We start from the raw sequence: 12,282 nt of genomic DNA on the forward strand, positions 1-12,282 counted from the left end.
CCGCTGACGCGAGGTCTGCCACCCGCGACCGACGACGGCACCGGGACCTCCTCCGCCGACGGCGTCCCGGGCCGCCGTCAGACCGTGACGGCGCGCTCGGACCCCGTCGCCGCCGAACTTCCGAGGTCGCTGCCCTCCAGGGCCTCGCCCGCCTCGAGGGCCGCGATCCACTGACCCGTCTCCGCGACGGCGGCCCAGTTCGAGTTCAGCAGGGCCATCAGCGTGGTGTGGACCGTCCTGGCATCGGCGAAGCCGGCACTGTTGGCGAGGTTGATGGCGCCGGTGGCGTCGGAGAGGACCTCCGTGGAGAACCCGATGGCCTCCGCCTCCACGGCCGAGGCGAGGATGCAGTTGTTGGTCATGTAGCCCACGAGCGTGATCGTGTCGACGTCATGCTCCCGCAGCCATGCGGCGAGGTCTGTACCCGCGTAGACGGAGCCGTACTGCTTCGTGATGAGCTTCCAGGCGTCGGTCCGTCGGCTCTCGATCTCCGGGTGGAGCTCGAACTCCGGGGTGCCGGGCGCGAAGACGGGCGCGCCCTCACCGGACGAGTGCTGCAAGGCGGCGATCGGGAGGCCCGCGGCGGTCGCGGCGTCGATGGCGGCCGTGATCCGGCCCAGCGACTGCCCGTGGGGCGGGAACTGGATCTCCAGGAGTCCGTCGAAGTACTGCTGCTGGACGTCGACGAGGACGAGGGCACGGCGAGGGGTGTTCATGATGTGGCTGCTCCTGGGAGGTAGGGGACCGCTCGATGCGGCATCACGTCCATCCTCCCGATTCCCGTGCCGACCCACCAGTGGCCCGAAGGCCGGTATACGATGGATTCGGGCCAACGAAAGGTGTCCGATGCGTATCGCGGTCTACGCGTTCGATGACGCGACCCTGTTCCATCTCGCCGTCCCGCAGATGGTCTTCGACGAGGTGCGACGCCAGGGCCTCGCGGACTGGACGACGGTGCTCTTCGGCGACCGCCCCGGCTCGGTCCGTACGGCGGAGGGCTACCGGCTCACGAGGGTCGAGGGACCCGACGCGGCCTCCTCGGCAGACATCCTGGTGATCCCCTCATGGTTCGACGACGGGCGGGAACTCGGTGACGCCCTTCTCGGCGCACTACGTGACGCGCACGCGCGGAGGGTGACCGTCCTCGGCCTGTGCCTCGGTGCGATCGCCGTCGCGGACGCGGGGCTGCTCGCCGGGAGGAAGGCGGTGACGCACTGGCAGGCCTTCGACACCCTCGCGGCGCGGCATCCCGACATCCCGATCGACCAGTCCGTGCTGTACATCGACCACGGAGACGTCCTGACCAGTGCGGGAACTGCCTCCGGGCTCGATGCCTGCCTCCACGTGGTGCGCGCGCGGCTGGGCGCGGATGCGGCGAACCGGGTTGCACGCAGCCTCGTCGTCGCCCCGCACCGGGACGGCGGGCAGGCCCAGTACATCGAGCACCCGGTGCCCGAGGGTTCCGGTGACGACCGCATCGCCCACCTGCTGGAATGGGCGCTCGGGCGCCTCGGCGAGCCCCTGGGGATCGACAGGCTCGCCGCGCAGGCACACCTGAGCCGCAGGACGTTCGTCCGCGCCTTCCGCGCGACGACCGGGACGACGCCGTCGGCCTGGGTGCGCTCCCGGCGTCTCGACGCGGCCCGGCGGCTGCTCGAGACGACGGACCTGCCCATCGACCGCATCGCGTCCGACTGCGGCTTCGGCAACGCGGTCACGCTGCGGCAGAACTTCGCGGGGTCGCTCGGCACCACGCCGACCGCGTACCGGAGGCGGTTCACCACCCGTCCCGCGCCGGGCGCGCACAGGCCTCCCGCCGCATGACGGCCCTCGCACCGGGGAGGCGCTGAGGCTCAGAGGTGCGCGACGGCCGCCAGGATCGCCGTGACCTCCGTGCGCCGTGTGTAGTCCGTCTGGACGTCGACGAAGCGGACCGTCCCGCCGGCGTCGACGACGAGGACCGTCGGGAAGGGGATTGCCGCCGTACCGTCCGCATTGCTGTCCGACACCTCGAAGCCCAGCTGCGTGTGGGCACGCCGTGCCTCCGTGCTCGGTTCGGTGACGATGCCGAGCGCTCCCGCAAGCGTGTTCGAAGGATCGGACAGGACGTCGAAGCCCAGCTCGGCGCCCTCGGCCGTCGCACCGCTCCGCTCGGGGTGCTGCGGGCTGACGGCGACGAGCGCGACCCCCTGACCGGCGAGGGGCGGCAGGAGCTCGCGCTGGTAGGTCCGCAGCGTGATGTTGCAGTAGGGGCACCACGCACCACGGTAGAACACGAGGACCGCAGGACCTCCACCCAGCACCGTGGACAGCCGGACCGCGTCGCCGCGGGCGGTGAGCAGCGCGGCGTCGGGCAGTGCGTCGCCCGCCCGTACGACCCCGCTCGGGGTGCCCACCGAACGGAGGTCGGCCTGCTCCTGCGCGAACGTGCCCGCCAGGTCCGGGCCGATCTGCGCCTCGAAGCCCTCGTTGAAGCGGGCTACCTCGGACTCGATGCTGGTCTGCGCCATGGCGTACTCCTCGACGTGTCACTCGATGTGCTGCCGGCCCGGGCGGGCCGTAGCTCAGAGGATAGGTGTGGCGCCCGACCGACTCTCCCGGATGCGTCACACGCGGACACAGAAGCCTGGGTCCGCCGGTCAGAGCAGGCGCCAGGCCTTCCAGCCCGGGTACACCTCCCGCTGCATGTCCTGCGCCAGTTCCTCGAGGTCCTCGAGGTCCTCGTCGCTGAATGCGCGGGGCGAGGTGGACATCACGCACAGCGACCCGACCAGCCATCCACCCGGCCCGCGCAGCGGACACCCGGCGTAGAAGCGGATGTACGGTGCACCGGACACGAAGGTGTGCCCGCGGAAGCGTTCGTCCTGCAGCGTGTCCGTCAGGACGAGGGGACTCGCCGCGCGGATGGTCTCGTTGCAGAAAGCCTGCGTCCGCTCGAGATCCTGGTCGGCGTCGCCCACGGCGGACTTGATGAACTGCCGATGCTCGCCGATCAGGGCGAGCGTCGCGAGTTCGCATCGGAATCGCTCGGCCGCCCGCCGGGTGATCCTGTCGAACCGCTCCTCCGGCGGCGTGTCCAGGAGGTTCAACTGATCGAGGGAGTGCAGGCGCTCGCGCTCGGCGGACGCCTCGTCGAGCAGCGCTGCCCCTGCGGCGCCCAGCGGCCGCAGGGCCTCCCGTGGATCGGCCGGGCCGTCGCCCGGACGACTGACGACGACCGCGCCCGTAGCCGTCGTCCCCTCCCCCGCCGCTCCATGCACGACCTCCGCGAGGAGATCGGACTCGACCGCGGGCAGACCGCCGAGCCCCTCGAGATAGGCAGCCACCCGGGCCTCCGACAGGGTGCCGCCCTGCGCGAAGTAGCCGATCCAGGCCTGGGTGACGGACAACCCGGACCGCCGCATCCCCTCTGCCAGGTGCCGGTGCCGGCCGTGCTGGTTCGAGTGCTCCATGATCGCCGGAGGTGTTGCTACTCGAAGTGCGTGCTGGCCGGACCCTGGCCCAGCGACTCCAGGACGGACGCGGCGACCTCCCGCAGCTTCACGTTGCGGGTGCTGGAGGCCGTCTTGAGGATGGCCATGGCTGCATCCTGGGAGCAACGGTTCTGCCCCATGATCACCCCGACCGCGAGATCGATCGTGGTGCGGCTCTCCATCGCAGCCCGCATGTCGGCACTCGACTCCGTGAGCTTCGCGATCCGGACGGCGAGGCGGAGCGAGGCCGAGACCTTCGCGGCGAATCCCTCCGCCGCCTCGACCGCCTCGGGGCTGAACGCGTCCACGAGGGGTGAATAGAAGTTGAGTGCAGCCGTCGCGTCGCCTTCGAGGCGGATGGGCACACCCAGCGCGGACTTGATGCCGTGTCCCGCGATCGCCCGGCTGTACTCGGGGAAACGCTCCTCCGCATCGAAGTCGCTGACATAGTGGGCGACTCCCAGGCGGGCGGCCCTCAGGCATGGGCCGTCGTTGAACTCGTACTGCACCTCGTCCATCTTCTGGGCTTCGGGACTGTTGCTCGCGACGGTCGTCTTCGTGCGTGCCCTCAGCAGCGTCACGCCGCACAGCACCTCGTCATCCTCGTGCGACAGGCTGTGCCCGGCGATGGTGACCAGCTTCGTCAGGAACTCCTCGACGTCGTCGCTGTCGAGGACGAGGTCCTGGAGGAGGCCCGAGACAGCCCGGCCCTTGTCAAAAGGATGTTCGGACAACAGATGAACCTTTGCATCCGCCCCTGGCCGACCACGCGTGATGCTGGGCAAGGAGAAGGTGAGGAGCCGCCTGCTGCTAAACGACCTAGGAGATATTACCCAATTCTGCCGCCGGGTGGAGACGCCCGCGGACGGTGATCGTCCGGGCGGCTACGCTCGTGCGATGGGAGAATCACCGCGGTTCGCGCTCACATCGACGGTGCTGGGAGCGCCCGACGCCCGGGAGCTCGCCCGGTTCTACCGGGCACTCCTCGGGTGGACGGTTCGCGCCGACGAGCCAGGGTGGGTGGTGCTGGCGGCGCCCGGCGGTGGCGCCGGGCTCTCCTTCCAGACCGAGGACGCCTACGTCCGTCCCGTGTGGCCCGAGGAACCGGGGCGCCAGCAGATGATGCTCCACCTCGACATCGCCGTCGAGGACCTCGGGGCCGCCGTCGAACGGGCGACCGCACTCGGAGCGGATCTGGCGGACCACCAGCCGCAGGAGGACGTCCGTGTCTGCCTCGACCCTGCGGGCCACCCCTTCTGCCTCTACACGCCGTGACCCGCCGACCCGCGGCATCGTCCTGTCAAGCTGAGGGGATCTTGACCGGCGTCACTGCGCACCTTGAGCAGCCGGGCGCACACTGGGGACACGCAACGACGGCCCGGACCTGTCCGCGGACCGACGATGAATACATCGATGTGCTTGCACGGGCATGGGGTGTCGGTCAGGGGTCAAGCAGCCGGCTCCTGACCGACGCTTGGCCGTCGTCCTGCCCGAGCAGGCCCGCCGCCTCGTGGTGTCCGCGGTAGATCGCCGTCCGTAATTCGATCGCGTACGCCTCGAGCGCGGGCATCCCCAGCGCGGTGGCGAGGGCGATCTCCGCGTCGATGTCGTACGCGACCCGCACGAACTGGATGCCGAACGGGGCCGAGCGGTCGCCGTCGGGCTCACCCTCGAGGATCACGTAGGACGCCTGCGGCTCGTCGAGCGGGTTACCCACACTGCCCACGTTCACGAGCGTCCTGCTGCGATGGGTGGAGATGAAGGCGTCGTGGATGTCTCCGTAACAGACGACGTCGGGCAGCGGCCCGTCACCCGTGAGCTCCGTCGCCGCGAACATGCCCGCGAACTCCTCGTCCGTGTGCTGCGCGTGCACCCGGTGGTACACGCTCCTCGCGGACGCATGGAACAGCCGGATGCGGCGGCCGCTGAGGGTGATGTCGTGTGAGAGCGGGAGGGACCGCAGCCACACACGGTCCTCCGGGCTGAGCTCGCTGTGCCACCACCAGCCGGCATCGTCGCGCCGCTCGGGCGTCTCGCTCGGCAGGAAGTCGTCCCAGTTGCCGCGCACCGTCACGGCGCAGTGCAGGCGGCTGAGCCGGACGCACTCCGACCCGCGTGGGCCCTTGCCGGCGACATCGCCCAGGTTGACGATCGTGGAGACCCCCCGGCGTCGGAGATCCGCCAGGACCGCCTCGAAGGCGGTGGCGTTGCCGTGCAGGTCCGAGATCACCGCCACGCGTTGCATCCCCTCAGGCTATCCCGGAGCCGCGTGCCCGCCGCCGCCGCCCGCTGGACATGGACGCCGCCGACGCGCAACCCGTTGCGCGTGCTTCGTCACCGTTGCGGGCTCCCGCCGCCGGTTCCTAGCGTAGGAGGAACATCCGGGCCGGATCGATACACGAAGGTGGAGGCACATGAAGCACTGGATCCGGGACCACGGCCTGCTGCTCGTGAACGGGGCCCTCTTCGTCATCTCCTTCGCCGGCATGGTGCTGAGCGGAGCATTGAGCTACGACGCGGACCAGCAGGCCCACGGGGGAACGACGGTGGGTGTCCTCGGCTTCCTCGGAACCGGCGAGTTCGTCGAGGCGACGTTCGAGAACTGGGAATCCGAGTTCCTCCAGATGGGCATGTATGTCGTGCTGACGGCGTACCTGTTCCAGCGGGGGTCCTCGGAATCGAAGCTGCCCGGCCGGCACGAACCGCAGGACGACGATCCGCGCGACGCGTCCGGAGACAGCAATGCTCCGTGGCCGGTGCGCCGCGGGGGCGTGGTCATGCGACTGTACGAACATTCGCTGTCGATCATGTTCTTCGTCCTCTTCGCCGCATCCTTCCTCCTGCATGCGGCGGGTGGCAGCGCAGCCTACAGCGAGGAGCAGGCGGCGCACGGCCTCCCGGGGACCACGGTCCTCGAGTACCTGGGCACGTCGCGGTTCTGGTTCGAGTCCTTCCAGAACTGGCAGAGCGAATTCATGGTGATCGCGCTGATGATCGGCGCTTCGGTCTATCTCCGGGAGCGGGGGAGCGTGGAATCGAAGCCGGTGGCCATGGCGCACGGATCCACCGACACCTGATCGCGGCTATCCTCGTGGTGCCAGGCCTCCCCCGCCGAAGGGCCGTCCCATGCCGCACCGTCAGCACCCCGTTGACTCCGCACGGCCCACCGAGGCCTCGATGACCTCACGCCTGCGCGCCGCCGGATGCGTCTTCGCCGAGGACGAGGCGCGACTCCTCGCGGCGAGCGGGGCCGGCGACGAGCGCCTGCTGGAGATGCTGGAACAGCGGGTGGCGGGCCTGCCGCTCGAGCACATCCTCGGCTGGGTGGATTTCTGCGGGCTCCGACTCCTCGTCGGACCAGGTGTCTTCGTGCCGCGGCAGCGGTCCGCCCTCCTGGTCACGGCCGCGGCCGACCTGACGGCGCCGGGTGCCACGGTGCTGGATCTCTGCTGCGGGTGCGGAGCGCTCGCAGCGGCCCTCGCACACCTGGTCCCGGGCCTCCGCCTCCACGCGGCCGACGTCTCCGGCGCGGCCGTCGCGCTCGCACGCCGGAATCTCACCCGACACGGCGCCCGCTGCTACGAGGGTGATCTCTTCGCGCCGCTGCCCGCTGCGCTCCGGGGCACCGTCGACACCCTGCTCTGCAACACCCCGTACGTGCCGAGCGGCCAGGTGAGGAACCTGCCGCCGGAAGCCAGGCTCCACGAGCCGCGGGCCGCCCTCGACGGCGGCGGCGATGGCCTGGAGGTCCAGCGGCGCGTGGTGCAGGAGGCGCGGGAGTGGCTGGCGCCAGGGGGCCATCTGCTCGTGGAGATCGGCGAGGACCAGGAAGCGGCCTGCCTCGGCATCCTCGCTGCCGGCGGGTTGCGTGCGTGGACGCGGTGGGACGACGACGTCGGAGCACTCATCGCCATCGGCCAGGCGCCCCCGCATGCGCCGTGAGGGCGGCGGCCGGAGTCCCCTCGCGGCGCTGCGGACAGCAAGATGGTGCCCGAGCAGCCGTAGCCGGGCGCGGGCACCATCAGGGGGTTTGCTGTGTCGGCCGCTCCTTGACCAACCAGTAAGCCCACTTACTAGTTCACCACGCCGTGTCCAGCCCGGAGTACTGCGAGAGCGCATCCGGAGGAATACCGGGGGAACGGGGAGACGGGGAGACGGGGCAGAACCAGGGCAGGGACGGGCTGGACGCGGGGAGGCCGGCGCTCCGGCCCTGTCTCACGCGTTCAGCTGGGCCTGCACCTCGAGGGCCATGGCGTGGAAGTCCGCTTCGTCCTCGGCGTCGAAGGTGCGTGGCTCCTGGTCGATCACGCAGAGGGTCCCGACCGCCCATCCATCGGGACTCCTGAGGGGGTGCCCGGCGTAGAACCTGATGAAGGGATCGCCGAGCACCAGCGGGTTCCACCGGAACCGGGGATCGTCGAAGGCGTCCTCCACGATGACGGGGACGGACTCCCGGATGGTGGTGTCGCAGAAGGACCGTGTCCTGGGCATGTTCTGCTCGACGGGCCCGATCGCGGACTTCAGGAACTGCCGGTGTTCATCGAGGAGCGTCACGATCACCGAGCTGCTCCTGAAGCGCTCGTGCGCCCTCCGGGTGATGGCGTCGAAGCGTTCCTCCGGCTCCGTGTCGAGCAGGCTCGTTCGGCGGACCGCCTCCAGCCGCTGCTGCTCCTGCTCCTCGTCGGTGAGCAGGAAGGCGGCATCGGCACCGAGGTCGCCGATGCCGCCGCCGGATCCCTCCGGTGCATCCTCGGCCATGGGAGGTACCGCGAGGTTCATCCCGGTACCCCGCAGCAGGGTGTTCACGGCTGCGGCGAGGATGTCACTCTCGGGGGCAGGGAGATCGAGGCGCTGATGGAGGTACTCCCTGACGTCCGGGAGGGACAGGGTCCCTCCGAGCAGCAGACCTGTCCGCCACACATCCTCCGGAGCCAGGCCCACACGGCCGACAGCGGCGATCATGAGCGCCCGCTGGGGCCGTCCGTCGGTCATCCGCCCTGCCGTCCTGTGGTCGTCGTTCCCGTGGTGCCCGCACGATCGGGGCACCTTTCGGGCTCCATCCATTAGACCCCAGGGCCGCAATCCCCTGCGCATCCGTCCGCCGGCCGGACCACGGATGCCGCGGGAGGCTGGACCGGAGGGGTAGTACAGGTTAGATTCAGGGCACAGGGCCGCGCCCTGTGTCCTCAGGAGGGCCGGAATGCCGCTGGTGGCACGCCGACCCGACGACTCCCGCACCCGCGGTGGGGATGGTTCTGCCCCGGTCTCAGCCAGAAAGCGTCACCATCGCCTCCTTCCCCCAGGCGGTCGCCTCCCCTCCCCCCGCGACCGCAGCTCCCCGGGCCCGTCCCACCCTGTCCGACGACGACGGGCCGGACGCGCCCGGGCCCGACCTCGTGGAATTGCTGACGTCCGCCGGCTCGAAGGACGAGGCGGCCTTCCGCGACCTGTACACCGCGTGCTCGCGCCGGGTCTTCGGGCAGGCCCGCCGGATCCTCCTCGACCCGGACATCAGCGCGGAGGTCACGCAGGAGGTCTTCCTGCTCGTCTGGGAGCAGGGCGACCGCTACCGGCCCGAGCTCGGGCACCCGCTGACGTGGCTGAAGACCCTGACGCATCGCCGTGCGATCGACCGCCTGCGCTCGGAGGTCTCCCGGGGCGCGCGCGATGAGAAGTGGGGACGCCGGAACCAGTCGAGTGCCTTCGACGAGGTGTCGGAGGCCGTCGTCGGGCGGGACGAGGCGTCGCGGGTGCACGCCGGGATGGCCGTCCTGTCCGCCGTCCAGCGCGAGGCCATCTCCCTGGCCTACTTCTCACACCTCACCTACGCGGAGGTCGCGGTGCGCCTCGGCATCCCCGTACCGACGGCGAAGACACGCATCCGGGACGGCCTGCGGAAGATGCGTTCCGCTCTGGAGACTCGTCCGAACGAGTGACGCGTGCGTCCCCCACGGGGACGATGCCCCCGTGCCCACCTGTGGCTAGGCTCGACGAGGGGCCGGGCTGCGACAGCGGACCGGCACATGGACGAGGACAGGACGGCAATGGATCTGGCACAGGGCGTCGAACGCTTCACCGTGACGCAGAAGGTCACGCTGATGGTCAACCGCTACGAGATCAGGACGGCGGCCGGGGACGGTTCGCCCGGCGACCTGCTGGCCTTCGCGCAGCAGAAGCGGACCGCCTTCCGCGAACAGGTCACGTTCTACCGGGACGAGTCGCGCTCCGCCGCCCTCTTCTCCTTCAGGGCGCGGCAGCGACTCGACCTGGGCGCCACGTACGACGTGCTGGACGCCGCGGGTGTGCCGATCGGCAGCTTCCGCAAGGACTTCGGCGCCTCCCTGCTGCGCTCCACGTGGCACCTCGAGGCGCCCGGTGCCGTAGCCAGGGGAAGCGAGCGGAGCGCGGCGACCGCCATCGGGCGGCGGATCTGGGAGATGGTCCCGATCGTCGACGCCCTTCCGTCCCCCTTCCGGTTCCACTTCGACTTCGTCGACGCGGCAGGGCAGACGGTCCTGGTCTCCGAGCGCGGTCAGTCCCTGCGGGACAGGTACCTGGTCACCGTTCCCGGCGCACGGCTCGACGGACGGGTTGCAGCGGCGATGGCCGTGGCGCTCGACGCACTGCAGTCCCGGTAGGCGCCGCCTCCGCCATCCCGTCCGCGACAGGATGCGGTCCGGCAGCCGTGCAGGCCCGGAACAGCGTGCGCGCTCCGACTGCTCCGCGCACTCCCGCCCGGCTGTACGGGGCGCGGCAGCAGGACAGGAGGCCCACCCTCGCCTGGTCGTCGAGCAACTCGTTGACCGCCTGCGTCACGCAGTCGCCGTCGTCGGCGGGCAGGGTGATCACGCCGTGGAGATAGCCGTCGACCTCGAGATGGCCGATGCACCCGCCCATGTTGAGGAAATGCTCCCAGACCGTCGCGAGGGAGAGGCCCGCGTGCTGCATCGCGAGACGGGTGTGGTGTCCTTGCATGCGGCGGTGTCCTCCGGCGATCCTCTGCGGAAGCCGGATGGGGCTGCCGCCACCGGGCAGCGGAGCGCGCACCTCCCGCGGCCGGCTTCGTGACCACGGGCGGCCACCCGGGTACCGGGCCGTCGCACTGCCACCATTCTGGCACCCGTGAGCGCCGGACGACGCGCCGGATTCAGCACTGGCGCTGGAGCCCGGATCCTGCATGCAGCGCGGCGACGACCACTGAGCTGTCATCCATCGGCTTGAGGCGAGGGAAGCGGGTGCAGTCCGCGTCGGCGGCCAACCGCGCGACGAGGGCGTCCATCGTCGGTCCGGGCCCGTGCAGCCGCAGGTCCTGGAGGAACGTCTCCGGCGTCGCCACGACGGCCGCGAGGTCGAGGGCCGCGGCGAAGCCGTCGGTCATGAGGGCGACGTCGAGGAGCTCGGAGGCGGCATAGGTCCTGCGGAGCGCGTGGGGCGCCCCGGCGCCGCTGAGGTCGGCGATCCAATAGCCCTCCGGCGTGTTGCGGAGCCTCCGATTGCCGACCAGCAGGTCCTGCACGAGCGGACGGGCATCGGCCGGCGTGAGCGCCGTGCCTCGCCGGAGCTCCTGCAGGCGCTCCACCACCACGGCATCCAGCTCGCCGACGGCGCCGTCGCGGACGGCGTGGACCGAGCCGTCGGTGAGCCCCACGAGCGCCAGGCAGTCCCCGAGGGAGTACACCTCGACCTCCGCCCCCGTGATGCGTGCGACCAGGACGGACGCGGAGGGGCCGAGTCCACCGTCGTCCCCCTCGCCGTACTCCGCCCGCAGCTCGGCGAGGCACGCGGCCAGGACGACGGCGACCGGCCTGCCGTCCGCCAGCCGTTCGACCAGCAGGGGCGCGAGCGAGTGCGCGAACCAGTGGGGGTCACTCGGCCAGCCGGTCATGCGCCCTGCGCCGAGCCCCGAGGCGCCGTCGATCATCACGAGCGAGGATCCCGATACGGCGAGGGCGTCCTCGTTCACCAGGGATCCCGGCACGGAGAGGGAGCGCGGAACGGACCAGCAGTAGTCCGTCATGCCAGGCCGTCCGCCAGTGCCTGGGCCTCGCGGTAATAGTCGAGCATCGTCAGCTTCGACGCCGCCTCGGGATCCAGCACGACGACGGCCCTGGGGTGCAACTGGAGCACGGAGCCCGGGCAGAACGCGCTGAGCGGACCCTCCACCATGGCCTTCACCGCGTGCGCCTTCACGCTCCCGAGGGCGACGAGGACCGCCTGGTGTGACTCCCCGATGGTGCCGAGTCCCTGGGTCAGGCAGAGCTTCGGTACCTCCTCGCCGTCGTCCTCGAAGAAGCGCGCGTTGGCCGCACGGGTCGCTCCGGCGAGGGTCTTGACGCGCGTCCTGGACGTCAGGGACGAGGTCGGCTCGTTGAAGCCGATGTGCCCGTTGGCTCCCAGGCCGAGGAGCTGCACGTCGATACCGCCCGCCGCCGCGATGGCGGCGTCGTAGCGTGCAGCTTCCGCGACGGGGTCGGTGGCGTCACCCCGCGGCGTGTGGAGCCGCGCCGGTGTGACGTCCACGTGGTCCACGAACTCGCGCCGGATCGTCGAGTGGTAGGACTGCGGATGACCGGCGGCGAGCCCTGCGTACTCGTCGAGGGTGAACACGGTGACGTCGCCGAAGCCGAGGCCCTCCTCGCGGTGCCGCCGGATCAGCTCGGCATAGGTGGACGACGGCGAGCCTCCCGTCGCGAGGCCGAGGACGGCGGACCCCTGCCGCACCCGGGCCTCGATGATGTCGGCGGCCCGCTGCCCTACCTGTGCCGCGGATTCGCAGAGGATGATCTGCACGGCCGTCCCTTCGTCGTCT

Annotated in this window: 15 protein-coding genes; 6 read left to right on the plus strand and 9 right to left on the minus strand. The window is 70.8% G+C overall.

Annotated features, from left to right (window positions below; translation table 11 throughout):
* Positions 1-77: 77 nt before the first annotated feature.
* A complete protein-coding gene (locus tag FNH21_RS07160; RefSeq protein WP_152813384.1) occupies positions 78-716 on the minus strand; it encodes an isochorismatase family protein in 639 nt (212 codons plus the stop codon).
* 130 nt (positions 717-846) lie between these two features.
* Between FNH21_RS07160 and FNH21_RS07165 the strand changes: the two genes are divergently transcribed.
* Positions 847-1,824 (plus strand): GlxA family transcriptional regulator, encoded by a 978-nt coding sequence (locus FNH21_RS07165; protein WP_152813386.1) that lies wholly within the window; start codon positions 847-849, stop codon positions 1,822-1,824.
* 29 nt (positions 1,825-1,853) lie between these two features.
* Here the strand turns inward: FNH21_RS07165 and FNH21_RS07170 are convergent, their stop codons facing one another.
* The 3 genes from FNH21_RS07170 to FNH21_RS07180 form a co-directional block, all read right to left on the minus strand.
* The gene (locus FNH21_RS07170; RefSeq protein WP_152813388.1) at positions 1,854-2,510 is read right to left on the minus strand and encodes a peroxiredoxin-like family protein; all 657 of its coding nucleotides are present in this window, start codon (positions 2,508-2,510) and stop codon (positions 1,854-1,856) included.
* 129 nt (positions 2,511-2,639) lie between these two features.
* Positions 2,640-3,452 (minus strand): GAF domain-containing protein, encoded by an 813-nt coding sequence (locus FNH21_RS07175; RefSeq protein ID WP_152813390.1) that lies wholly within the window; start codon positions 3,450-3,452, stop codon positions 2,640-2,642.
* Positions 3,453-3,469: 17 nt separating this feature from the next.
* The gene (locus FNH21_RS07180; RefSeq protein ID WP_152813393.1) at positions 3,470-4,207 is read right to left on the minus strand and encodes a GAF and ANTAR domain-containing protein; all 738 of its coding nucleotides are present in this window, start codon (positions 4,205-4,207) and stop codon (positions 3,470-3,472) included.
* A gap of 163 nt (positions 4,208-4,370) precedes the next feature.
* On the opposite strand from FNH21_RS07180, the gene FNH21_RS07185 reads away from it, so the two are divergent.
* Positions 4,371-4,748, plus strand: coding sequence for a VOC family protein (locus FNH21_RS07185; protein WP_152813395.1), 378 nt, complete (start codon positions 4,371-4,373; stop codon positions 4,746-4,748).
* Between the two features lie 166 nt (positions 4,749-4,914).
* Here FNH21_RS07185 and FNH21_RS07190 read toward each other — a convergent pair whose 3' ends face one another.
* Entirely contained in the window at positions 4,915-5,718 is an 804-nt protein-coding gene (locus tag FNH21_RS07190; RefSeq protein ID WP_152813397.1) for a metallophosphoesterase family protein, read from the minus strand.
* A 169-nt stretch (positions 5,719-5,887) separates the two neighbouring features.
* Here FNH21_RS07190 and FNH21_RS07195 point away from each other — a divergent pair, with 169 nt between their 5' ends.
* The gene (locus FNH21_RS07195; protein ID WP_152813399.1) at positions 5,888-6,550 is read left to right on the plus strand and encodes a DUF6766 family protein; all 663 of its coding nucleotides are present in this window, start codon (positions 5,888-5,890) and stop codon (positions 6,548-6,550) included.
* A gap of 100 nt (positions 6,551-6,650) precedes the next feature.
* Complete coding sequence (locus tag FNH21_RS07200) at positions 6,651-7,415, plus strand: putative protein N(5)-glutamine methyltransferase (RefSeq protein ID WP_241742750.1); 765 nt, start codon at positions 6,651-6,653, stop codon at positions 7,413-7,415.
* A 273-nt stretch (positions 7,416-7,688) separates the two neighbouring features.
* Here the strand turns inward: FNH21_RS07200 and FNH21_RS07205 are convergent, their stop codons facing one another.
* Positions 7,689-8,465, minus strand: coding sequence for a GAF domain-containing protein (locus FNH21_RS07205; RefSeq protein ID WP_152813403.1), 777 nt, complete (start codon positions 8,463-8,465; stop codon positions 7,689-7,691).
* 257 nt (positions 8,466-8,722) lie between these two features.
* On the opposite strand from FNH21_RS07205, the gene FNH21_RS07210 reads away from it, so the two are divergent.
* Complete coding sequence (locus FNH21_RS07210; RefSeq protein WP_152813405.1) at positions 8,723-9,409, plus strand: sigma-70 family RNA polymerase sigma factor; 687 nt, start codon at positions 8,723-8,725, stop codon at positions 9,407-9,409.
* Positions 9,410-9,517: 108 nt separating this feature from the next.
* Positions 9,518-10,111, plus strand: a complete 594-nt coding sequence (locus FNH21_RS07215) for an LURP-one-related family protein (protein ID WP_152813407.1) — start codon at positions 9,518-9,520, stop codon at positions 10,109-10,111.
* Here the strand turns inward: FNH21_RS07215 and FNH21_RS07220 are convergent.
* From FNH21_RS07220 to nagB, 3 genes are all read right to left on the minus strand, one after another.
* Positions 10,032-10,448, minus strand: a complete 417-nt coding sequence (locus tag FNH21_RS07220; protein WP_152813409.1) for a hypothetical protein — start codon at positions 10,446-10,448, stop codon at positions 10,032-10,034. The genes FNH21_RS07215 and FNH21_RS07220 overlap by 80 nt on opposite strands.
* A gap of 172 nt (positions 10,449-10,620) precedes the next feature.
* Entirely contained in the window at positions 10,621-11,490 is an 870-nt protein-coding gene (locus FNH21_RS07225) for a protein phosphatase 2C domain-containing protein (protein WP_152813411.1), read from the minus strand.
* Positions 11,487-12,263: a glucosamine-6-phosphate deaminase gene (gene nagB, locus FNH21_RS07230; protein ID WP_191931687.1), complete on the minus strand. Its 777-nt coding sequence runs from the start codon at positions 12,261-12,263 to the stop codon at positions 11,487-11,489. The genes FNH21_RS07225 and nagB overlap by 4 nt, the downstream gene beginning before the upstream one ends.
* Positions 12,264-12,282: the final 19 nt, after the last annotated feature.

This window comes from Arthrobacter bussei (assembly GCF_009377195.2).
Lineage (GTDB): Bacteria > Actinomycetota > Actinomycetes > Actinomycetales > Micrococcaceae > Arthrobacter_D > Arthrobacter_D bussei.

Bases quoted from the DNA above. Each gene is read 5' to 3' on its own strand.
- FNH21_RS07160 (WP_152813384.1), bottom strand. From the start codon at position 716: ATGAACACCCCTCGCCGTGCCCTCGTCCTCGTCGACGTCCAGCAGCAG.
- FNH21_RS07165 (WP_152813386.1), top strand. From the start codon at position 847: ATGCGTATCGCGGTCTACGCGTTCGATGACGCGACCCTGTTCCATCTC.
- FNH21_RS07170 (WP_152813388.1), bottom strand. From the start codon at position 2,510: ATGGCGCAGACCAGCATCGAGTCCGAGGTAGCCCGCTTCAACGAGGGC.
- FNH21_RS07175 (WP_152813390.1), bottom strand. From the start codon at position 3,452: ATGGAGCACTCGAACCAGCACGGCCGGCACCGGCACCTGGCAGAGGGG.
- FNH21_RS07185 (WP_152813395.1), top strand. From the start codon at position 4,371: ATGGGAGAATCACCGCGGTTCGCGCTCACATCGACGGTGCTGGGAGCG.
- FNH21_RS07190 (WP_152813397.1), bottom strand. From the start codon at position 5,718: ATGCAACGCGTGGCGGTGATCTCGGACCTGCACGGCAACGCCACCGCC.
- FNH21_RS07195 (WP_152813399.1), top strand. From the start codon at position 5,888: ATGAAGCACTGGATCCGGGACCACGGCCTGCTGCTCGTGAACGGGGCC.
- FNH21_RS07200 (WP_241742750.1), top strand. From the start codon at position 6,651: ATGACCTCACGCCTGCGCGCCGCCGGATGCGTCTTCGCCGAGGACGAG.
- FNH21_RS07205 (WP_152813403.1), bottom strand. From the start codon at position 8,465: ATGACCGACGGACGGCCCCAGCGGGCGCTCATGATCGCCGCTGTCGGC.
- FNH21_RS07210 (WP_152813405.1), top strand. From the start codon at position 8,723: ATGGTTCTGCCCCGGTCTCAGCCAGAAAGCGTCACCATCGCCTCCTTC.
- FNH21_RS07215 (WP_152813407.1), top strand. From the start codon at position 9,518: ATGGATCTGGCACAGGGCGTCGAACGCTTCACCGTGACGCAGAAGGTC.
- FNH21_RS07220 (WP_152813409.1), bottom strand. From the start codon at position 10,448: ATGCAAGGACACCACACCCGTCTCGCGATGCAGCACGCGGGCCTCTCC.
- FNH21_RS07225 (WP_152813411.1), bottom strand. From the start codon at position 11,490: ATGACGGACTACTGCTGGTCCGTTCCGCGCTCCCTCTCCGTGCCGGGA.